Origin of the sequence: Shewanella sp. 10N.286.52.C2, from assembly GCF_002874545.1 — a bacterium.
Lineage (GTDB): Bacteria > Pseudomonadota > Gammaproteobacteria > Enterobacterales > Shewanellaceae > Shewanella.
The window spans coordinates 1-21,895 of the sequence record NZ_MCTV01000034.1; the positions used below are offsets into that span (position 1 = coordinate 1).

The 21,895-nt window shown below is 42.0% G+C and carries 16 protein-coding genes and 3 tRNA genes; 1 reads left to right on the forward strand and 18 read right to left on the reverse strand.

The genetic code is table 11. The features are described from left to right. The 16 genes from BCU94_RS12295 to BCU94_RS12370 all read right to left on the reverse strand — a co-directional run. Nucleotides 1-236 (reverse strand): GTP-binding protein (locus BCU94_RS12295; protein ID WP_241904999.1); only part of this gene is annotated, 236 nt, incomplete at its 3' end. 69 nt (nucleotides 237-305) lie between these two features. Beyond that, on the reverse strand, nucleotides 306-2,402 hold the full coding sequence (fusA, locus tag BCU94_RS12300) for an elongation factor G (RefSeq protein ID WP_102476543.1): 2,097 nt from the start codon (nucleotides 2,400-2,402) through the stop codon (nucleotides 306-308). 81 nt (nucleotides 2,403-2,483) lie between these two features. Next, a complete protein-coding gene (rpsG, locus tag BCU94_RS12305) occupies nucleotides 2,484-2,954 on the reverse strand; it encodes a 30S ribosomal protein S7 (protein ID WP_076543258.1) in 471 nt (156 codons plus the stop codon). 77 nt (nucleotides 2,955-3,031) lie between these two features. Beyond that, nucleotides 3,032-3,406, reverse strand: a complete 375-nt coding sequence (rpsL, locus tag BCU94_RS12310; RefSeq protein WP_076543259.1) for a 30S ribosomal protein S12 — start codon at nucleotides 3,404-3,406, stop codon at nucleotides 3,032-3,034. A 177-nt stretch (nucleotides 3,407-3,583) separates the two neighbouring features. Next, a complete protein-coding gene (rpoC, locus tag BCU94_RS12315; RefSeq protein ID WP_102476544.1) occupies nucleotides 3,584-7,804 on the reverse strand; it encodes a DNA-directed RNA polymerase subunit beta' in 4,221 nt (1,406 codons plus the stop codon). A gap of 82 nt (nucleotides 7,805-7,886) precedes the next feature. Then, entirely contained in the window at nucleotides 7,887-11,918 is a 4,032-nt protein-coding gene (gene rpoB, locus BCU94_RS12320) for a DNA-directed RNA polymerase subunit beta (protein ID WP_102439679.1), read from the reverse strand. 240 nt (nucleotides 11,919-12,158) lie between these two features. Beyond that, nucleotides 12,159-12,524, reverse strand: coding sequence for a 50S ribosomal protein L7/L12 (rplL, locus tag BCU94_RS12325; RefSeq protein ID WP_076543262.1), 366 nt, complete (start codon nucleotides 12,522-12,524; stop codon nucleotides 12,159-12,161). Between the two features lie 54 nt (nucleotides 12,525-12,578). Beyond that, nucleotides 12,579-13,076, reverse strand: a complete 498-nt coding sequence (gene rplJ / locus BCU94_RS12330) for a 50S ribosomal protein L10 (protein WP_076543263.1) — start codon at nucleotides 13,074-13,076, stop codon at nucleotides 12,579-12,581. Between the two features lie 279 nt (nucleotides 13,077-13,355). Then, nucleotides 13,356-14,057, reverse strand: a complete 702-nt coding sequence (gene rplA, locus BCU94_RS12335) for a 50S ribosomal protein L1 (RefSeq protein WP_102439680.1) — start codon at nucleotides 14,055-14,057, stop codon at nucleotides 13,356-13,358. A gap of 4 nt (nucleotides 14,058-14,061) precedes the next feature. Beyond that, nucleotides 14,062-14,490, reverse strand: a complete 429-nt coding sequence (rplK, locus tag BCU94_RS12340; protein WP_076543265.1) for a 50S ribosomal protein L11 — start codon at nucleotides 14,488-14,490, stop codon at nucleotides 14,062-14,064. A gap of 129 nt (nucleotides 14,491-14,619) precedes the next feature. After that, nucleotides 14,620-15,171 carry a transcription termination/antitermination protein NusG gene (gene nusG / locus BCU94_RS12345; protein ID WP_076543266.1) on the reverse strand — a complete coding sequence of 184 codons (552 nt, stop codon included), beginning with the start codon at nucleotides 15,169-15,171 and terminating at the stop codon, nucleotides 14,620-14,622. An 8-nt stretch (nucleotides 15,172-15,179) separates the two neighbouring features. Then, complete coding sequence (gene secE / locus BCU94_RS12350) at nucleotides 15,180-15,551, reverse strand: preprotein translocase subunit SecE (RefSeq protein ID WP_102439681.1); 372 nt, start codon at nucleotides 15,549-15,551, stop codon at nucleotides 15,180-15,182. Between the two features lie 249 nt (nucleotides 15,552-15,800). Further along, a complete protein-coding gene (gene tuf / locus BCU94_RS12355) occupies nucleotides 15,801-16,985 on the reverse strand; it encodes an elongation factor Tu (RefSeq protein WP_102476545.1) in 1,185 nt (394 codons plus the stop codon). Nucleotides 16,986-17,171: 186 nt separating this feature from the next. Further along, nucleotides 17,172-17,245: transfer RNA gene (locus BCU94_RS12360), tRNA-Gly, on the reverse strand. 36 nt (nucleotides 17,246-17,281) lie between these two features. Continuing rightward, nucleotides 17,282-17,366, reverse strand: a tRNA-Tyr gene (locus tag BCU94_RS12365). A 7-nt stretch (nucleotides 17,367-17,373) separates the two neighbouring features. Then, nucleotides 17,374-17,449, reverse strand: a tRNA-Thr gene (locus BCU94_RS12370). A 220-nt stretch (nucleotides 17,450-17,669) separates the two neighbouring features. On the opposite strand from BCU94_RS12370, the gene coaA reads away from it, so the two are divergent. Then, nucleotides 17,670-18,620, forward strand: coding sequence for a type I pantothenate kinase (gene coaA / locus BCU94_RS12375; RefSeq protein WP_102436324.1), 951 nt, complete (start codon nucleotides 17,670-17,672; stop codon nucleotides 18,618-18,620). 6 nt (nucleotides 18,621-18,626) lie between these two features. On the opposite strand, the gene birA is transcribed toward coaA, so the two are convergent. Further along, the gene (birA, locus tag BCU94_RS12380; RefSeq protein ID WP_102476546.1) at nucleotides 18,627-19,592 is read right to left on the reverse strand and encodes a bifunctional biotin--[acetyl-CoA-carboxylase] ligase/biotin operon repressor BirA; all 966 of its coding nucleotides are present in this window, start codon (nucleotides 19,590-19,592) and stop codon (nucleotides 18,627-18,629) included. 1 nt (nucleotide 19,593) lies between these two features. Beyond that, a complete protein-coding gene (murB, locus tag BCU94_RS12385; RefSeq protein ID WP_102476547.1) occupies nucleotides 19,594-20,607 on the reverse strand; it encodes a UDP-N-acetylmuramate dehydrogenase in 1,014 nt (337 codons plus the stop codon). Nucleotides 20,608-21,895 lie beyond the last annotated feature (1,288 nt).

Below are 21,895 nucleotides of genomic sequence, written 5' to 3' on the forward strand. Positions count from 1 at the left end.
TGTGCGTAGTGACGAGATGGTGTGTCATATTCGATGTGAGAAGTATTAATTGTAATACCGCGCTCACGCTCTTCTGGAGCGTTATCGATTTGTGCGAAATCTTTAACTTCACCACCATATACTTTTGACAATACAGCTGAGATAGCTGCTGTAAGAGTAGTTTTACCATGGTCGACGTGACCAATTGTACCCACGTTTACGTGTGGTTTACTACGTTCAAATTTTTCTTTAGCCACGATATATTCCTTTCTTTTCAGAAGTGCTCGACAACGAGCTATATAACAGTTAATTAAGTACTTAAAAATTTAAGTACGTGATTCAATAATTGCCTTTGCAATATTTGATGGTGCATCGTCGTACTTTAAGAACTCCATAGAGTATGAAGCACGACCCTGAGTTGCACTTCGCAAGTCAGTAGCATAACCAAACATTTCAGAAAGCGGTACAACAGCGTGGATAATTTTAACACCACCCAGACCATCATCCATACCTTCAATAATACCGCGACGTCGGTTCAAATCACCCACTACATCGCCCATGTTATTTTCAGGTGTGGTTATTTCCACTTTCATTGTGGGTTCTAGTAACACAGGGGTTGCTTCAAGCGCACCCTTTTTGAAGCCCATTGAACCAGCAATTTTGAAAGCCATCTCATTTGAGTCGACATCATGATATGAGCCGTCAAATAAAGTCACTTTCACATCAAGCATTGGATAACCAGCTAATACGCCGTTATTCATTTGCTCTTGAATACCTTTGTCAACGGATGGGATGAATTCACGAGGAACTGCACCACCAACGATTTCGTTAACAAATTCGTAGCCTTGACCTTCTTCAGAAGGTTCAACTTTCAACCACACATGGCCAAACTGACCACGTCCGCCTGATTGACGTACGAACTTACCTTCCACTTCAACTGCTGAGCGAATTGTTTCACGATAAGCAACCTGAGGTTTACCTACGTTACAATCTACATTAAATTCGCGACGCATTCTGTCTACGATAATGTCTAAATGTAATTCACCCATGCCAGAAATCAATGTTTGAGCTGATTCTACATCAGTTTCCACTCTAAAAGACGGGTCTTCAGCTGCTAATTTTTGCAGCGCAATCGCCATTTTATCTTGGTCTGCTTGCGAACGTGGCTCAACGGCAATAGTAATTACAGGTTCTGGAAACTCCATGCGTTCTAAAATCACTTTGTGATCATTTGCGCAAAGAGTATCTCCTGTTGTCACATCTTTTAAGCCAATTGCCGCGGCAATATCACCAGCACGAACTTCTTTCAGCTCGGTTCGGTCATTTGCATGCATTTGTACGATTCGGCCGACGCGTTCACGTTTCTCTTTGACAGAGTTGTAAACCGCTGCACCCGACTCTAATACGCCTGAATATACACGGATAAAGGTTAAAGTTCCAACAAATGGATCAGTCGCAATTTTAAACGCTAATGCCGCAAAAGGGGCATTATCGTCTGATGGACGTTCGACTTCATTATCGTTCTCGTCAATCCCTTTAATTGCAGGGACCTCAGTAGGAGCCGGTAAGTAATCGACCACACCATCTAAAACAGCTTGAACACCTTTGTTCTTAAATGCAGAACCACAAGTTGCTAATACTATTTCATTGTTAATTGTGCGCTGACGTAATGCTTGCTTGATCTCTAATTCTGATAGCTCACCTTCTTCAAGGTATTTTTCCATCAATTCATCAGAGGCCTCTGCAGCACTTTCCACGAGATACTCATGCATTTCTTCTGCCTTAGCGAGAAGATCTGCAGGAATTTCTTCATAAGAGAAAGTCGTTCCTTGGTCTTTTTCAGACCAATTAATTGCTTTCATCTTAATTAAATCAATAACCCCTTTAAAGTTCTCCTCAGCGCCAATATTCAATTGAATAGGGACACAAGTCGCACCTAGGCGGTTACGGATTTGGTCGATGACACTATCAAAGTCAGCACCTGCACGATCCATTTTATTAACGAATACCATGCGCGGTACCTGATACTTATCAGCTTGACGCCAAACAGTTTCAGATTGTGGCTCGACACCTGATGATCCGCAGAAGACAACAACTGCACCATCAAGTACTCGAAGCGAACGTTCTACTTCAATAGTAAAGTCAACATGACCAGGGGTATCGATGATATTAATACGATGTTCGGTGAATTGAGCATCCATACCACGCCAGAATGTGGTTACAGCAGCAGATGTGATAGTAATACCACGCTCTTGCTCTTGAACCATCCAGTCAGTGGTAGCGGCGCCGTCATGCACCTCACCGATTTTATGAGACAAACCGGTATAGAACAGAACACGTTCTGTTGTGGTAGTTTTACCTGCATCCACATGAGCAACGATACCGATATTACGATAACGCTCAATTGGGGTTGTACGAGCCACTATTTATACCCTCTCAACTAAAGCTAAAGTGCTTTAGAAAATATCAACAATATGGAGTGGGCTAACGCCCACTCCATCAAATTACCAACGGTAATGAGCAAAGGCTTTGTTAGCTTCAGCCATGCGATGCACGTCTTCACGCTTCTTAACAGCAGTACCTTTGTTTTCAGATGCGTCTAGCATTTCACCAGCTAGACGTAGAGCCATAGATTTTTCACCACGCTTGCGAGCAGCTTCAACTAACCAGCGCATCGCTAGTGCGTTACGACGCACTGGACGAACTTCACATGGTACTTGATAAGTTGAACCACCAACGCGACGAGATTTAACTTCGACTGATGGACGAACATTATCAAGAGCAGCTTCAAGGATGCTTAAATGCTCTTCGCTTTTCTTTTCAGCGACAACATCTAATGCTTGGTAGATAATTTTTTCAGCAGTTGACTTTTTACCGTCAACCATAATGACGTTGATGAACTTAGCCAACAACTCACTTTTGAACTTTGGATCTGGTAGGATTTTACGTTGTCCTACAACGCGACGTCTTGGCATAACAATTCTCCGTATGCTTCAGGTACTTCCAAAACTGGAATTTTTTTAACTAGCTTGGCCTTACTTAAACGGACAAGTTACGACTTAGGACGCTTAGCACCGTACTTAGAACGGCCGTTGCGACGAGCACTTACGCCAGCACAATCTAATGCACCGCGAATAGTGTGGTAACGCACACCAGGTAGATCTTTAACACGACCACCACGGATTAGAATTACACTATGTTCCTGCAAGTTGTGACCTTCACCACCGATGTACGAAGTAACTTCGAAACCGTTAGTTAAGCGAACACGTGCTACTTTACGTAGTGCAGAGTTAGGTTTTTTAGGAGTAGTTGTGTACACACGAGTACAAACTCCACGTTTTTGTGGACACGCATTCAACGCTGGCACGTTAGTCTTTTCGACTTTTGGCGAGCGAGGCTTACGTACCAACTGGTTTACAGTTGCCATGAATAGCTCCGTTCAGTTGAAATATCTCAACAATTTTGTGTGAAAAATCTATATCCCACTATGATGGGACGCGAAAGTTTAGAAAGGTAATGGCCAACTGTCAAGAAATAGACAACTTTTCATGCAATTTCCAATAAAAAAGGCGCCAAAGGCGCCTTTTTTAACATACCATTTACTTTAATCAGCACTTCCGGCTAAGTTAAGTAAGTCAGCTAAGTTCTTCTCTGCTTCACTTGCAGTGATCACTGGCGCTTCTGCATTGTCTGATTTGACATTCGCACGAGCTTCATTACGAGCTGTGTGATATGCATAACCGGTACCAGCTGGGATTAGACGACCAACAATTACGTTTTCTTTCAGACCACGTAATGGATCGCTCTTACCGCCAACAGCAGCTTCGGTTAGTACGCGAGTTGTTTCCTGGAACGATGCAGCTGAGATGAATGATTCAGTAGCCAAAGATGCTTTGGTAATACCTAATAATTCACGCTCAAACTTCGCAGGTGTTTTGCCTTGTGCTTCAAGTTCGCGGTTAGCGATCTTAACGCGGGCAACTTCAGCTTGTTCACCGACTAAGAATTCGGTATCACCAGCGTCAGTAATTAAGCACTTACGTAGCATTTGGCGAATAATCACCTCAATGTGCTTATCATTGATTTTAACGCCCTGTAGGCGGTAAACGTCTTGAACTTCATCAACAATATAGTTAGCAACATGATGGATGCCACGTAAACGTAGGATGTCATGCGCAGCTTCTGGGCCGTCAGCAATAACTTCACCACGTTCAACTTTTTCACCTTCGAACACGTTCAGGTTACGCCATTTAGGGATCATTTCTTCATAATGATCACTACCATCAGCAGGGCTGATGACTAGACGTACTTTACCTTTGGTTTCTTTACCGAATGAGATAGTACCCGAGATTTCAGCAAGGATAGCAGGCTCTTTTGGTTTACGAGCTTCGAACAAGTCAGCAACACGTGGTAGACCACCGGTAATATCGCGAGTTTTAGACGATTCCTGAGGAATACGTGCTAAAGCATCACCAACGTTAATTTGTGCATTATCGTCTTTCGCTACAATCGCGTTACCAGGTAAGAAATACTGCGCAGGTACATCGGTACCCGGGATCATAAGATCGTTGCCATCAGCGTCGATTAGACGGATAGCAGGACGCATTTCTTTACCAGCTGTGCTACGAGCACTTGGGTCAAGTACCACAATCGAAGACAGACCAGTTAGGTCATCTGTTTGACGCGTCATAGTAACGCCTTCAATCATGTCTACGAATTTAACTGAACCGGCTACTTCAGAAATAATTGGGTGAGTATGTGGATCCCAGTTCGCAATAATTGCGCCTGCTGCCACTTCACTGTCTTCCAACACTTCTAAAACAGTACCGTAAGGTACTCTGTAACGCTCTTTTTCACGACCAAGTTCGTCAATGATTGCAAGTTCAGATGAACGAGAAACAATAACTAACTTGTTGTCGATGCTCTTAACGTATTTCGCATTATGAAGCTTCAGTGTACCTGAGTTCTTAACTTGAACATTGTTTTCAGCAGAGTCACGAGATGCTGCACCACCAATGTGGAAGGTACGCATCGTAAGCTGTGTACCTGGCTCACCGATTGATTGAGCAGCAACAACACCGATAGCTTCACCGTGGTTAATGATATGACCACGAGCTAAGTCACGACCGTAACATGCGGCACAAACACCAAAGTCTGTTTCACATGAAATTACAGAACGTACGATAACTTCATCAACGCTGTGCTCTTCAAGAAGATCACACCATGCTTCGTCAAGTAGCGTATTGCGTGGAGCAAGTACTTTTTCAGTACCAGGCTCAAGTACGTCAATAGCAACAACACGACCAAGAACACGTTCACGAAGAGGCTCTTTAACATCACCACCTTCAATCAACGGCTTCATGGTTAAGCCAGCTTCAGTGCCACAATCATCTTCAATAACAACTAGATCTTGTGCAACGTCAACAAGACGACGAGTTAGGTAACCCGAGTTAGCTGTTTTCAATGCGGTATCGGCAAGACCTTTACGCGCACCGTGAGTAGAGATGAAGTACTGAAGTACGTTTAGACCTTCACGGAAGTTCGCAGTAATTGGGGTTTCGATGATTGAGCCATCTGGCTTAGCCATCAGACCACGCATACCCGCTAACTGACGGATCTGAGCAGCACTACCACGAGCGCCCGAGTCAGCCATCATATAGATGCTGTTAAACGAATCTTGCTCTTCTTCTTCGCCATCACGATTGATAACAACTTCTTTCTTCAAGTTGTCCATCATCGCTTTAGAGATTTTATCGTTGGTACTTGCCCAAATATCGATAACTTTGTTGTAACGCTCACCAGCGGTAACCAGACCTGATTGGAACTGCTCTTGAATTTCAAGCACTTCACGTTCAGCTTCTTCAACTAAAGTGTACTTCTCATCTGGGATAACCATATCGTTGATACCAACAGAGGCACCAGAGATAGTTGCATAACGGAAACCGGTATACATTAATTGGTCAGCAAAGATAACAGTATCTTTTAGGCCTAGCGCACGGTAACAAGTGTTCAATAGTTTCGAGATTTGCTTTTTACCCATGTTCTGGTTAACCAGTTCATAGGGTAAGCCTTTAGGCAAGATCTGCGATAACAATGCACGGCCCACTGTAGTATCTACAATACGACGGCTTTGAGTCTTTTCACCATTGTCGTCAGTTGAAGTCTCTGTAATACGTACTTTAACGCGTGCATGCAATTCTGCAGCACCTGTTGCGTACGCTTTTTCAACTTCATCAACAGACATAAATGTCATACCTTCACCACGGCCGTTAACACATTCACGGCTGGTATAGTAAAGACCAAGTACCACGTCTTGAGAAGGCGTGATTACTGGCTCACCATTTGCTGGAGAAAGGATGTTGTTTGTCGACATCATTAACGAGCGAGCTTCTAATTGAGCTTCAAGCGTTAACGGTACGTGCACAGCCATTTGGTCACCATCGAAGTCGGCGTTATATGCCGCACATACTAATGGGTGCAATTGAATAGCTTTACCTTCAATTAGTACCGGCTCAAATGCCTGGATACCAAGTCTATGAAGTGTTGGTGCACGGTTAAGCATAACTGGATGTTCACGAATTACTTCGTCTAAAACATCCCATACTTCTGGCTGTTCGCGTTCAACCATTTTCTTAGCAGCTTTAATCGTAGTAGCTAAACCACGACCTTCTAGCTTGCCATAAATGAATGGTTTGAATAGCTCAAGTGCCATCTTCTTAGGAAGACCACACTGGTGCAGACGTAAAGTAGGACCTACGGTAATTACCGAACGGCCTGAGTAGTCAACACGCTTACCAAGTAAGTTCTGACGGAAACGACCTTGCTTACCTTTGATCATATCGGCCAAAGATTTTAGCGGACGCTTGTTAGAACCTGTAATAGCACGACCACGACGACCATTATCTAATAGCGCATCAACAGACTCTTGTAACATACGCTTTTCGTTACGTACGATAATGTCTGGCGCAGCTAAGTCTAATAGACGTTTTAGACGGTTGTTACGGTTGATTACACGACGGTAAAGGTCGTTCAAATCAGACGTAGCAAAACGTCCGCCATCTAGTGGTACTAGAGGACGTAAATCAGGTGGTAGAACCGGTAGAACTTTTAAGATCATCCACTCAGGCTTGTTACCTGAAGTGAAGAATGCTTCCATCAGTTTAAGGCGTTTAGTGACCTTTTTACGACGGGTTTCAGAGTTGATTGAAGGCAACTCTTCACGCATTTGTTCGATCTGTTCTTCTAAATCAATTGCACGTAGCAAGTCTAAGACTGCTTCAGCACCCATTTTAGCTTCGAACTCGTCACCGTATTCTTCAAGTGCATCAAGATACGTTTCTTCAGTAAGCATTTGGCCACGTTCAAGACTGGTCATGCCAGGCTCGATCACAACAAATGATTCGAAGTAAAGTACACGTTCGATGTCACGAAGTGTCATATCAAGCATTAAGCCGATACGAGACGGAAGTGATTTCAAGAACCAAATGTGGGCAACTGGGCTTGCAAGATCAATATGACCCATGCGCTCACGACGCACTTTAGTCTGTGTAACTTCAACGCCACACTTCTCACAAATAACACCACGGTGCTTCAAACGCTTGTATTTACCACACAAACATTCGTAATCTTTCACAGGACCGAAAATACGCGCACAGAATAAACCTTCACGTTCAGGTTTAAAGGTACGGTAGTTAATGGTTTCTGGTTTTTTAACTTCACCAAAAGACCAAGAACGGATTAGATCTGGCGAAGCCAAACCAATTTTGATTCCGTTAAATTCTTCAGTCTTGCTTTGCTGTTTAAGAAACTTTAATAAGTCTTTCACGTTTCTCTCCTGAAGGAGTTAAACCAGATGCCTTGCTATTGCAAAGCATCCTTGGTTACCAAACATTGCTTAAGAGCGATGCTTACTCTTGATCCAACTCGATATTAATACCAAGTGAACGAATTTCCTTCAACAATACGTTGAAAGACTCAGGCATGCCTGGGTGCATCTGATGGTTACCGTCGACGATGTTTTTATACATCTGAGTACGACCGTTAACGTCATCTGATTTAACCGTTAGCATTTCCTGAAGAGTATATGCAGCACCGTATGCTTCTAGTGCCCATACTTCCATCTCACCGAAACGCTGACCACCGAATTGAGCTTTACCGCCCAATGGTTGTTGTGTAACTAAGCTGTACGAACCGGTTGAACGGGCGTGCATCTTGTCATCAACTAAATGGTTCAATTTAAGCATGTACATGTAACCAACAGTTACTTTACGCTCAAATTCGTTACCGGTACGGCCGTCACATAATGTTAACTGGCCAGATGAAGGTAAGCCTGCAAGTTCAAGCATTTGCTTGATCTCTTTCTCTTTAGCACCATCGAAAGCTGGCGTAGCAATTGGTATGCCGCCTCTCAGGTTCTTAGCTAAGCGCACTACTTCATGGTCGCTAAATGTACTGATGTCGACTTTCTGAAGAACGTCATCACCTAAGTCATAAACCTGCTGAATGTAGCTACGTAGCTCTGCCAGTTCGCGTTGCTCTTCAAGCATAGCAGTAATACGATTACCGATACCTTTAGCTGCAGCACCTAAGTGGACTTCTAGTACCTGACCAATGTTCATACGCGATGGTACGCCCAATGGGTTAAGTACGATATCAACTGGATCACCAGTTTCATCGTAAGGCATGTCTTCGATAGGACAAATCTTAGAGATTACACCCTTGTTACCGTGACGACCCGCCATCTTATCACCAGGTTGGATAGTACGTTTAACTGCTAGGTAAACCTTAACAATTTTCAGTACACCAGGTGCTAAGTCATCACCTTGGGTGATCTTACGACGCTTAACTTCAAACTTCTTATCGAAGTCTGCTTTTAGCTCTTCATGTTGCTCAGCTAATTGCTCAAGTTCAGTTTGTTTAGCTTCGTCATCGATAACTTGAATTAATACATCTTTACGCGGTAGCTCTGCTAATTTAGCTTCTGAGAAACCGGTAGATAGTAATAAGTTACGCGCACGGCTCAACACACCTTCTTCAAGGATCTGGAACTCTTCGCCTAAATCTTTGCGAGCTTGGCTAACATGCATCTCTTCAATTTCAAGCGCACGTTTATCTTTCTCGATACCGTCACGAGTGAATACTTGAACGTCGATGATGGTGCCTTTAACAGAGTTAGGTACACGTAAAGAGCTGTCCTTAACATCTGAAGCTTTCTCACCGAAAATTGCACGCAATAGCTTCTCTTCTGGCGTCAGCTGAGTTTCACCTTTAGGTGTCACTTTACCAACTAGAATGTCGCCGCCTTTAACTTCAGCACCAATGTAAACGATACCTGATTCATCTAGTTTAGATAAAGCAGACTCACCTACGTTTGGAATATCAGCTGTGATTTCTTCGCTACCTAGTTTCGTATCACGAGCAATACATGAAAGCTCTTGGATATGAATAGTAGTAAAACGATCTTCTTGCGCTACGCGCTCAGAAATTAAGATAGAATCTTCGAAGTTATAACCATTCCACGGCATGAACGCGATACGCATGTTTTGACCAAGAGCCAAATCACCTAAATCGGTTGATGGACCGTCAGCTAATACATCACCACGTACAATTGGATCACCAACAGAACAACAAGGACGTTGGTTAATGCAGGTGTTTTGGTTTGAACGGGTATACTTAGTTAAGTTGTAGATATCAATACCAGCTTCACCCGGTGTTAACTCTGCTTCATTAACTTTGATAACGATACGGCTAGCATCAACGTAATCAACAACACCGCCACGTTTCGCAGCAACAACAACACCAGAATCGACCGCTAAAGTGCGCTCAATACCTGTACCGACTAACGGCTTATCAGCACGTAAAGTAGGAACCGCTTGACGTTGCATGTTCGCACCCATCAATGCACGGTTAGCATCATCGTGTTCTAGGAACGGAATTAGTGATGCCGCAACAGAAATAATCTGTTGTGGTGATACATCCATATATTGAATGTCAGCAGCACGCATAAAGGTAGATTCACCTTTATGACGACAAGCAACTTGCTCTTCAATGATTCGGCTAGAACCATCTACTTCAATGTTTGCCTGTGCAATAACATAACGACCTTCTTCAATTGCTGACAAGTATTCAACTTCATCAGTAATTACACTATCAACAACCTTACGATAAGGCGTTTCTAGGAAGCCGTATGAGTTAGTACGTGCGAAACTTGCTAAAGAGTTAATTAGACCAATGTTTGGTCCCTCTGGCGTTTCAATCGGACATAGACGACCATAGTGAGTCGGATGTACGTCACGTACTTCGAAGCCTGCACGTTCACGAGTCAAACCACCTGGGCCTAAAGCAGAAATACGACGCTTATGCGTTACTTCTGAAAGCGGGTTGTTTTGATCCATGAATTGAGACAGCTGTGAAGAACCAAAGAATTCTTTCACTGCTGCCGAAATAGGCTTCGCATTGATAAGATCTTGTGGCATCAACTCGTTCAAGTCGCCTAATGATAGACGTTCACGAACAGCACGCTCAACACGAACTAGACCAACACGGAATTGGTTTTCAGCCATTTCGCCAACGCTACGAATACGACGGTTACCAAGATGGTCGATATCATCGACTTCATCGTCACCATTACGGATTTCGATGATTTTCTTCATAACGTGTACGATGTCTTCTTTAGACAATACGCCAGCGCCTTCGTCTTCAGCAATCTCAAGACGACGGTTGAACTTCATACGACCTACTTTAGATAAGTCATAACGTTCTTCACTGAAGAACAAGTTCTGGAATAAGCTTTCAGCAGCATCTTTGGTTGGTGGCTCACCTGGACGCATCATGCGGTAGATTTCAACTAATGCTTCTAAGCGGTTAGTTGTAGAATCGATACGTAATGTGTCAGAAATATAAGCACCATGATCAAGATCGTTGATAAACAAAGTATCAACTTCTTTAATGCCTGCTAAAGAAAGTTTAGCAAGGTCTTCAAGGGTGATTTCAGCATTTGCGCTAACAAGTACTTCACCAGTATCTTGATCGATATAATCTTGAGCAGCAAACTTACCAACAATGTAATCTACAGGTACTTCAAGTTCTGTAGTGGCAGTTTTTTCAAGTTGTTTAATGTGACGAGCAGTAATACGACGACCAGTTTCAACAAGAACATTGCCTTCTGAATCTTTAATATCGTAACTTGCAGTTTCACCACGTAAACGGTCTGGTACAAGTGCCATAACAAGAGAATCTTTCTTAATTTTGAACTGAGTACGTTCAAAGAATAAGTCTAAGATTTCTTGAGTAGAAAACTCAAGTGCACGTAGCATGATAGTCGCAGGTAATTTACGACGACGGTCAATACGTACAAATAAGGCATCTTTTGGATCAAATTCAAAGTCAAGCCATGAACCACGGTAAGGAATAATACGTGCGTTATATAACACTTTACCTGAAGAGTGGGTTTTACCACGGTCATGATCAAAGAATACACCTGGTGAGCGGTGTAACTGAGACACGATAACACGCTCAGTACCATTGATAACAAAAGTACCGTTATCAGTCATTAATGGGATATCACCCATGTAGACTTCTTGTTCTTTAATGTCTTTAACTGTGCCTGGTGCAGCTTCACGGTCATATAACACCATACGCAATTTAACGCGTAATGGAGCTGAATATGTAACACCGCGGATCTGACACTCTTTCACATCAAAAACTGGCTCGCCTAACTTATAACTGACGTATTGCAGTTCAGAGTTGCCAGAAAAGCTCTTGATGGGAAAAACGCTACGGAATGCGGCTTCGAAGCCACGTTCACCCGTAGGATCTTGATCGGTGAACTTCTTAAAAGAGTCTAATTGAATAGACAATAGGTACGGAATATCCAAAACTTTTGGGCGTTTGCCAAAGTCTTTACGAATACGCTTCTTTTCAGAATAGGAGTAAACCATGGGTTTCCTCTACTTACGAGATGTGACCAAGACTGAAATAATACAAAAGATTAAATCAGCACGTTTGCCCATCACCGTTAATGGCAAGAACCTAACCAGTAATCTCTGCTAGGAACTGCTAAAACTGGCGACAAACGGTGAATAAAAAATCGCCTGCGCATATAGCGCAAAAAAGGCCGACGGTTAAAAAACCGCCAGCCTCCGCCCGATTACTCGGGAGGTGGTAAGTTAAAGTATAACTTACTTAACTTCTACTTCAGCGCCAGCAGCAACTAGGTCTGCTTGAAGTGCTTCAGCTTCTTCTTTAGAGATAGCTTCTTTAACTGCAACTGGTGCAGATTCAGCCATCGCTTTAGCTTCTTTCAGGCCAAGACCTGTAGCGCCACGAAGTGCTTTAATAACAGCAACTTTGTTAGCACCGAAAGATGTCATAACAACGTCAAATTCTGTTTGCTCAACAGCAGCGGCAGCATCACCACCACCAGAAACTACTGCAGCTGCAGCAGAAACGCCGAATTTTTCTTCCATTGCTTCGATAAGTTCAACAACTTCCATTACAGACATTTCTGCGAAAGCTTCTAAGATTTGGTCTTTTGTGATAGACATAACAAAAAATTCCTATTGTACTGAATTCAATTTAATTAAGCGGCTAATAAAATATTAAGCTGCTTCTTTTTGATCGCGAAGAGCGGCCAAGGTACGAACAAACTTGCCAGCAGATGCTTCTTTTAGAGTCATCATTAACTGAGCTAGTGCTTCGTCGTAAGTTGGTAATTTCGCTAAACGATCAATATCTGCTGCAGGGATTACTTCCCCTTCAAAGGCTGCTGCTTTAATTTCAAACTTTTCTTGCGTAGCAGCGAAGTCTTTTAATAGACGTGCTGCAGCACCTGGGTGCTCGTTAGAAAAGGCAATTAAAGTAGGACCTGTAAACGTGTCGCTAAGGCACTCAAAATCAGTACCAGCTACAGCGCGTTTAACTAATGTATTACGTACTACACGTATAAATACACCAGCTTCACGAGCTGCTTTACGCAAACCGGTCATATCACCTACAGTTACACCGCGTGAATCGGCAACAACTGCAGATAAAGCACCTTTGGCTGCTTCGTTGACTTCAGCAACAATCGCTTTTTTGTCTTCGAGTCTTAATGCCATTGGCTTTACTCCTGGATTCTACCTAGGGAATTCCCTAGAATTAACCATGTTAAACACAAAGTGTTTAACGACTTACGGTGCAGATTTTCCAGCAGAACAAAATCTATCTGGGGGGTCTGACACCGTCTACGTAGGAAATTAAGTAATGGTTAGATTACACCTACGGTCTTGGACGGAAATCTATTCAATAAGCGGACTAATAAATTAGTAACACACGTAGAAAATAGACCTCAACCCACAAAGTGCGCGCATTATAGACTAATACGCACGCTTTGTATATTACTTAACTTCGTCTAAGCTACCTTGATCGATAGTTACGCCTGCACCCATAGTGGTAGAGATAGTAACTTTCTTCAAGTAAACGCCTTTAGCAACTGCAGGCTTAGCCTTTTTCAGTGCCGCTACAAGCGATTCTAAGTTTTCTTTAAGCTGAACTGGTGTGAAATCCACTTTACCGATAGTAGTGTGGATAATACCGTTCTTGTCGTTACGGTAACGAACTTGACCAGCTTTGGCATTTTTAACTGCATCAGCAACGTTAGGCGTTACTGTACCAGTTTTAGGGTTAGGCATTAAACCACGTGGGCCTAAGATTTGACCTAACATACCAACAACGCGCATTGCATCTGGAGATGCGATAACAACGTCAAAGTTCATTTCGCCAGCTTTAACTTGTGCAGCAAGATCTTCCATACCAACAAGTTCTGCACCAGCTTCTTTAGCTGCTTCAGCGTTTGCGCCCTGTGTAAACACAGCAACACGAACTTCACGGCCAGTACCATGTGGTAATACTGTAGCGCCACGAACGTTTTGATCTGATTTACGAGGATCGATACCTAGGTTAACAGCAACGTCAACACTTTCTACGAACTTAGCAGTTGCTAATTCTTTTAATAAAGCAGTAGCTTCATTGATGTCGTAGTTCTTAGTTCCGTCTAATTTTTCACGGATAACGCGCATGCGCTTAGTTAGCTTTGCCATTATATTAGTCCTCTACTACCAAACCCATTGAACGTGCAGTACCTTCAATTGAGCGAGTCATCGCTTCAATATCAGCGCCAGTCATATCAGTAGCTTTTGATTCAGCAATTTCTTGAACTGCGCTACGCTTGATAGTACCAACTTTCTCAGTGTTCGGACGGCCAGAACCAGACTTAAGACCTGCAGCTTTCAATAATAAGAAAGATGCTGGAGGAGTCTTAGTTTCGAACGTGAAAGAACGGTCGTTGTATACAGTGATAACAACAGGAATTGGCATGCCTTTTTCGAACTTTTCAGTACGAGCGTTGAATGCTTTACAGAATTCCATGATGTTCACACCTTTTTGACCTAAAGCAGGTCCAACTGGTGGAGACGGGTTTGCAGCACCGGCTGCTACTTGTAGCTTAATATAAGCTTCAATTTTCTTTGCCATGTCGACATATCCTCAGTTTGGGTTCAAACGCGTATCGGCTACATGCCAATATGCTCCCCTTGAAAATTACGGGTGCGAATTATACAAAAATTCGCACCCGCAAACAAATACTATTTGTAGTTAATTTAATCAGCTCTTTTCAACTTGATCGAAATCAAGTTCAACAGGAGTAGAGCGACCGAAGATCATTACTGAAACCTTAACGCGGTTCTTGTCGTAATCAACTTCTTCGATAGTGCCATTAAAATCAGCAAATGGACCATCGTTAACACGAACAACTTCACCAGGTTCATACATAACGCGATGAGTCGGTGACTCAACTGTGTCTTGTAAACGCTGAAGAATGGCATCCGCTTCTTTGTCTGAAATAGGCGCTGGACGGTCAGATGTACCACCGATAAAGCCCATAACACGTGGAATACTTTTAACTAAATGCCAGCTTTCGTCATTCATTTCCATCTGTACTAATACATAACCAGGGAAGAATTTACGTTCGCTTTTGCGACGCTGACCTGCACGCATTTCAACCACTTCTTCTGTCGGTACTAATACCTCAGCGAAGTAATCTTCCATGTTGTGCATTTTTATGTGTTCAAGCAATGTTTTACATACACGGCCTTCATAGCCCGAGAATGCTTGGATCACATACCATCTTTTTTTAGCTTCTGTTGCTTCAGTCATGTAAATGCCTATACGCCAGTAATTAGGTTAACAACGCGCAAAAGTACCCAGTCGAAACCCCAAAGGATAACGGCTACGACAGCTGTTGCAGCAAGAACAATGAATGTAGTGTTTAGCGCTTCTTGACGCGTAGGCCAAACCACTTTACGAACTTCAATGTGAGCTTCACGAGCAAAAGATAAAGCTTCTTTACCTTTCACAGTTTGCAGAGCAATAAAACCTGCAAGAACAAAGGCAACAATTACGCCTAAAGCGCGTACCACAACACTGGCTTCGCCAAATGCTTGGTTGCCAATAACAGCGGCGGCAATCAATATAACTGCTATGCCCCACTTAACAATATCCAGAGAATTAGTCTGGTTTTCAGTATTTGTTGTCATCGGTTGGTTCCGTTACTCACTAAGAGACCTGAGCTTAAAATTGATAAAGTGTACCATTATCAATCAGTACTTCCGAATTAAGCCACGAAAAGCATCAGCTCAGGGTCAAAAATCGGCCATAGATTGTATTCTTATTCTAGTCAGTTCGCAAGGATGACACTAGAGATCATCAGCAAATCTTACAAAAAATAATAAAAACAAAAAAGGAAGCCGAAGCTTCCTTTTTTTATGTGTTAACTAAAATCGCTATTAAGCGATAACTTTAGCTACAACACCAGCACCAACAGTACGGCCACCTTCACGGATAGCGAAACGTAAACCGTCATCCATTGCGATTGGGTAGATTAGTGTAACAACCATTTTGATGTTATCACCAGGCATTACCATTTCTACGCCTTCTGGAAGCTCGATAGTACCAGTTACGTCAGTTGTACGGAAGTAGAACTGTGGACGGTAACCTTTGAAGAATGGAGTGTGACGTCCACCTTCTTCTTTCGAAAGTACGTATACTTCTGATTCGAAAGTTGTATGTGGAGTAATTGAACCAGGCTTAGCTAATACTTGACCACGTTCAACGTCATCACGCTTAGTACCACGTAAAAGTACACCACAGTTCTCGCCAGCACGACCTTCGTCAAGCAGCTTACGGAACATTTCAACACCAGTACAAGTCGTTTTAGTTGTGTCTTTAACACCAACGATTTCTACTTCGTCACCTACTGTGATGATACCACGCTCAACACGACCAGTAACAACAGTACCACGACCTGAAATTGAGAATACATCTTCAATTGGAAGTAGGAATGGCTTATCGATGTCACGCTCTGGCTCTGGGATATAAGTATCTAGAGCTTCAGCTAGTTCAACAACTTTAGCTTCCCAATCTGCTTCGCCTTCAAGTGCTTTAAGTGCAGAACCTTGAATAACTGGTAAGTCATCACCTGGGAAGTCATATTCAGAAAGAAGTTCACGAACTTCCATTTCTACTAATTCAAGTAGTTCTTCATCGTCAACCATGTCACATTTGTTCATGAATACGATGATGAAAGGTACGCCAACCTGACGTGAAAGCAAGATGTGCTCACGTGTTTGTGGCATTGGACCATCTGTAGCAGCAACTACTAAGATAGCGCCGTCCATTTGTGCAGCACCAGTAATCATGTTTTTAACATAATCGGCGTGACCAGGACAATCTACGTGTGCGTAGTGACGAGATGGAGTGTCATATTCGATGTGAGAAGTATTAATTGTAATACCGCGCTCACGCTCTTCTGGAGCGTTATCGATTTGTGCGAAATCTTTAACTTCACCACCATATACTTTTGACAATACAGCTGAAATAGCTGCTGTAAGAGTTGTTTTACCATGGTCAACGTGACCAATTGTACCCACGTTTACGTGTGGTTTACTACGTTCAAATTTTTCTTTAGCCATGATATTGCCTCAACCCAGAGTCTTGGTAATGAAAACACATATAGAAAAAATCCGATGCATTGAATGACATCGAATCGATTAGTTTAGGAGATTAGTTTAGCATAAGACAGGACGTGCTGATTTAAAGGATTTGATTGACTTAATAACTCTGACAGAGATATTAAGCAATCAAGTCGTTCAGCAATTTGGAGCGGATGGCGGGAATCGAACCCGCGTTATCAGCTTGGAAGGCTGGAGTAATACCATTATACGACATCCGCGCAACCTGTTTAAGGCTACCTAACTACCTTTAAAAATGGTGGAGGGAGAAGGATTCGAACCTTCGAAGGCTGAGCCGTCAGATTTACAGTCTGATCCCTTTGGCCACTCGGGAACCCCTCCAGAAAAATGGTGCCGGCACCAAGAGTCGAACTCGGGACCTACTGATTACAAGTCAGTTGCTCTACCAACTGAGCTATGCCGGCTAATCATTTCGGAAACGGATATTAGGTAAATGTCGGCACAAGTGCAATAGCAAAAGCATAAAAAAGATAAAAAAAGTCTTAAATGTCGCTTTTTTAGGCTCAATTTAACAACTGCGTTCAAAAATACCTCGATTTAAACTATTGCTAAAACTATCAATGCATTTTCTATTGTTCAATATATATTGTTGGTGTACTGTGCCTGATCTAAGGAAAGGACGTTATGACATCAAATAAATTATCTCAGCAAGCACTTTATTTTTCTTTTCAGCGCCAACAATGGTCTGAATTACGTAATTCGGTGCCTTTAACACTAAGCCAAGAAGAATTAGAAAACCTTCGAGGCATGAATGAGCAACTGTCACTCGATGAAGTGACGGATATTTATTTGCCCTTAAGTCGCCTACTCAACCTGATTATCAGTGCCAAACATCAACGCAGTGAAGTGCTTGATCAGTTCTTAAGTCATAAACCGACAAAAACACCTTACATCATTAGTATCTCAGGCAGTGTTGCAGTCGGTAAGAGTACCACTGCACGTATTTTGCAAACATTATTACAACGCTGGTCAGAGCACCCAAAAGTCGAATTAGTCACCACCGATGGCTTCTTATACCCGTTAGCAGAACTTAAACAACGTAATTTGCTTAAGCGCAAAGGTTTTCCTGAAAGTTACGACATGAAAATGTTGATTGATTTTATTTCCAGCATTAAAGCTGGCGATGAATCCGTATCGGCACCGTTATATTCTCATGTCAGCTACGATAGGTTAACGGATAGTGTCCAAGAAATTAATCAGCCCGATATTTTGATTATCGAAGGCCTTAATGTATTACAGACATCATTAGATCCATCACCTGATCATAAAAGTACCTTTTTGTCAGATTATGTCGACTTCTCTATCTATGTCGATGCTGAAGAGTCACTGTTAAAACACTGGTACCAGCAACGCTTTTTGAAATTCCGACAAGGGGCTTTCAGTGATCCTGAGTCGTTTTTCCATCACTATTCGACACTGTCTGATGAAGAAGCGAATGCTACGGCAGCGAATATTTGGGACACAATTAACGGCCCCAATTTACAGTCAAACATCAAACCCAGTCGTGCCCGCGCTAACCTCATTTTAAAAAAAGCCCAGAACCACCTTGTAGACCAAGTGCTTTTACGTAAATAAATACGGTTATTTGGCAGATGCCCTCAAGCTAATTTCGCCACCAATGTGTGATGTAATGTTGCCATTAATCTCCAATAAAATAGCGCCTTGTTGATCAATTCCTCGACAGATCCCCGATAGAGTATGAGGTGCCATGATCAAATCCACTTCTTTATGAATGAATAAATCATGTTTTTCCCATTGCGGTATAAAAGGCGTTAAGCCTTGTAATTCAAATAGGCGTAAATCTGATTTAAGTTGTTGATGTAAATCAATCATTAAATCAGTTTTATTTGGCATCTCCGCTAAAGCACTCAAGTCACTCCATGGTTGATCAATAGCTTCAGCATGCTTATTAGACATACTCATGTTAATGCCAAAACCGATCACTAAATTACATTCATCCAAGGAATGGCCAGACAATTCAATTAAAATGCCTGCTAATTTTTTATTATCTTTATAAATATCATTGGGCCATTTTAAGCCTAAATTTTCTACACCATATTTCTCTAAGGTTTTTACAATAGAGCAGCCAACAATTAAGCTTAAGCCCATTGCTGCATTCATACCTTGATTTAAGCGCCAAAAAATTGAAGCATAAACATGGTGCCCATAGGGAGATACCCAATTACGTCCTCGCCTCCCCCTACCTGCAGATTGATATTCAGCGATACAAATATCACCTGTTTTCAATTCATCAGCGTGTTGCAACATAAAGGCATTGGTGCTGTTAATGTCATCAAAATAAAAGCAACGATTATCTATTGCAGCCAATAGTTTTGCCTCATCAAATAATGGTAATGGGTTAGATAACTTATAGCCTTTGCCTTTAACACTGTATATATCTACGCCATAATCAAGTAACTGGCTGATGTGGTTGTTTACCGCGGTGCGTGATAAACCCACTTTTTGAGCAATTTGCTCACCAGAGACATAATCACTATGATCAAGCAAAGCTAGGATCTGTTTCTTTTTAACCCAATGACCATTCATATCAGATATCTACCTCGCCTTTTGGGCCAATAATTCTTGGTTCCGGTTCTAAATTTATATTAAATTTATCGTAAACTTTATTCATCACCGCATGAGCTAATTGACAAATATCATTACCCGTTGCCCCACCGAGGTTAACGAGCACTAGTGCTTGCTTGGTATGCACGGCAGCACGGCCTACTGTAAAGCCTTTTAAATTAGCTTCATCAATTAACCAACCTGCGGCAATTTTAATCGTGCCGTCAGTTTGCGCGTAGCCGACAAGATCACTAAATTCGGTTAATAACTCAAGATACTGCTTAGCTGAAATAATCGGGTTTTTGAAGAAACTACCAACATTACCAAGTACCTTAGGATCCGGTAATTTACTTTGCCTCACATCACATACTGTTTCAAATATTATTTGTGCGCTAACACTGTCATCCTGTAAGTGTTTTAGTGGTCCATATTCAAGATTAGGCGCCCACAACTTAGGTAATCTAAATTCAACCTCGGTGATGACAGCCTTATCCTTAAGCTGGTGTTTAAAAATTGAATCTCGGTAACCAAACTGGCACTGATCTGCATCAAGGGTTATCAACTGAGATGTCGTATAGTCATAGTATTCTACTTGAGAGCAGAAATTATCGATTTCTACACCGTAAGCACCAATATTTTGAATAGGCGCGGCGCCAACTGTGCCTGGAATTAACGCTAGATTCTCTAAGCCGTTAATGCCGTTTTCTAAACAGTATTCAACAAAATCATGCCAATTTTCACCTGCTTGAACTGATAAGATGAAATTAAACTCATCTTCAACGACCTTAATTCCTTTTGTAAGCACTTTTATAATGGTGCCATTGAAATCATCGGTAAATACCACATTACTGCCACCGCCTAAGATCAACATAGGCTTAGATTCACTGACAAGCTTAGAAACGACTAAAATCAGTTGTTTTTTTGAGTCAACTTCAACAATAGCGTCGCAACATTGTGTTAAGGCCAAGGTATTATGGGGAGCTAAACTTACAGGCATAAAGGCATAGTTCTAACGAAAAATAATGAACACTATTGTACTTAAGATATATACAAATGGCGAAATAAGTCTCTTTTGATTAATAAATTACTACATCCCGTAGGTTTTTATATCAAAACGTCTTAGCACTACTCGTGTCATATCAATATCTCTAAAAAACCTATAAAACTTTGCCTATTGAGCACCGGGAGCTTAATTTGTCTTCTATTAAAATAATATCCATAGACATATATATTGAAAGCCAGAAATGAAAAAGCCCGCTACATAATATCGGGCTTGATACTGATTAGACGCTTGTTGATGTTGATCAACAAATAAACCCTTCGTACTTTATATCTGTGTAGAGTCGCTATAAAGCCTTGCTGAATTTAGATCAGCATTAAGGTCTGCTTTGTCATGAACATTTTCCCACTCTCACCGAACAATATTATCTAGCAGGTGATGATTCAAGCTCTCATGGTTAGTACATATTTCACTTTCCCCGAAAACGGATAGAGCCCTGACTATTAAGTCAGGGCTCTATCGACTCTTTAATGAGTGATATTAGGCGCTTGGCGGTAATCTACTTTCACATAGGCATTCGCCCAGACTCGCAGCTCACGCCGATATGTAGCAGTAAATGACTCAAGTAATCTGCGTTAGGATTTATTCTTCTTCCCCAAATACAAAAAAGCCCTAACTGTTAAATCAGGACTTTATCGACTCTCTTACGAGAGAAATTAGGCGCTTGCGATGTTCAGCTGCGGATAAATATTTCGCGTTCCATATCTGTATAAAGCGTTGCTTTATAACCACAGACATTCCCCCCTAGTTTCACATAGGCAATCGCTCACACTCACCGCTCACGATATTATCTAGCAGCTGATGACTCAAGTTATCAGCATTAAGGTTTAATCTTTTTTGCCAGAAACGAAAAAAGCCTGACTGTTAAGTCAGGGCTTTATCGATTCTCTATCGAGAAATATTAGGCACTTGGCGTTGTTCAGCTGCGGCTAAATCCTCCGCCTTTCATGTCTGTATAAAGCGTTGCTTTATAAACACAGACATTGCACCCTACTTCACCCTATATTGATCGAAAGTCGTAAACGAAAAAATCCCTGACTCGTAGAGTCAGGGATTATTCGTAACTTTTGTTCTTACTTTTAAAAAGTAAGATAAATTATGCGCTTGGCAATAACCTACTTTCACATGGGCATTCGTCCACACTCACCGCTCACGCTGATATGTTGCAGCTAATAACTCAAATTATCAGCATTAGGTATTGTTGTTTTTCCCCCAATACGAAAAA

Bases quoted from the DNA above. Each gene is read 5' to 3' on its own strand.
- rplJ (WP_076543263.1), bottom strand. From the start codon at position 13,076: ATGGCATTAAGACTCGAAGACAAAAAAGCGATTGTTGCTGAAGTCAAC.
- birA (WP_102476546.1), bottom strand. From the start codon at position 19,592: ATGAATGGTCATTGGGTTAAAAAGAAACAGATCCTAGCTTTGCTTGAT.
- secE (WP_102439681.1), bottom strand. From the start codon at position 15,551: ATGACAACAAATACTGAAAACCAGACTAATTCTCTGGATATTGTTAAG.
- nusG (WP_076543266.1), bottom strand. From the start codon at position 15,171: ATGACTGAAGCAACAGAAGCTAAAAAAAGATGGTATGTGATCCAAGCA.
- rplK (WP_076543265.1), bottom strand. From the start codon at position 14,490: ATGGCAAAGAAAATTGAAGCTTATATTAAGCTACAAGTAGCAGCCGGT.
- rplA (WP_102439680.1), bottom strand. From the start codon at position 14,057: ATGGCAAAGCTAACTAAGCGCATGCGCGTTATCCGTGAAAAATTAGAC.
- rpsG (WP_076543258.1), bottom strand. From the start codon at position 2,954: ATGCCAAGACGTCGCGTTGTAGGACAACGTAAAATCCTACCAGATCCA.
- coaA (WP_102436324.1), top strand. From the start codon at position 17,670: ATGACATCAAATAAATTATCTCAGCAAGCACTTTATTTTTCTTTTCAG.
- rpoB (WP_102439679.1), bottom strand. From the start codon at position 11,918: ATGGTTTACTCCTATTCTGAAAAGAAGCGTATTCGTAAAGACTTTGGC.
- murB (WP_102476547.1), bottom strand. From the start codon at position 20,607: ATGCCTGTAAGTTTAGCTCCCCATAATACCTTGGCCTTAACACAATGT.
- rpsL (WP_076543259.1), bottom strand. From the start codon at position 3,406: ATGGCAACTGTAAACCAGTTGGTACGTAAGCCTCGCTCGCCAAAAGTC.
- rplL (WP_076543262.1), bottom strand. From the start codon at position 12,524: ATGTCTATCACAAAAGACCAAATCTTAGAAGCTTTCGCAGAAATGTCT.
- tuf (WP_102476545.1), bottom strand. From the start codon at position 16,985: ATGGCTAAAGAAAAATTTGAACGTAGTAAACCACACGTAAACGTGGGT.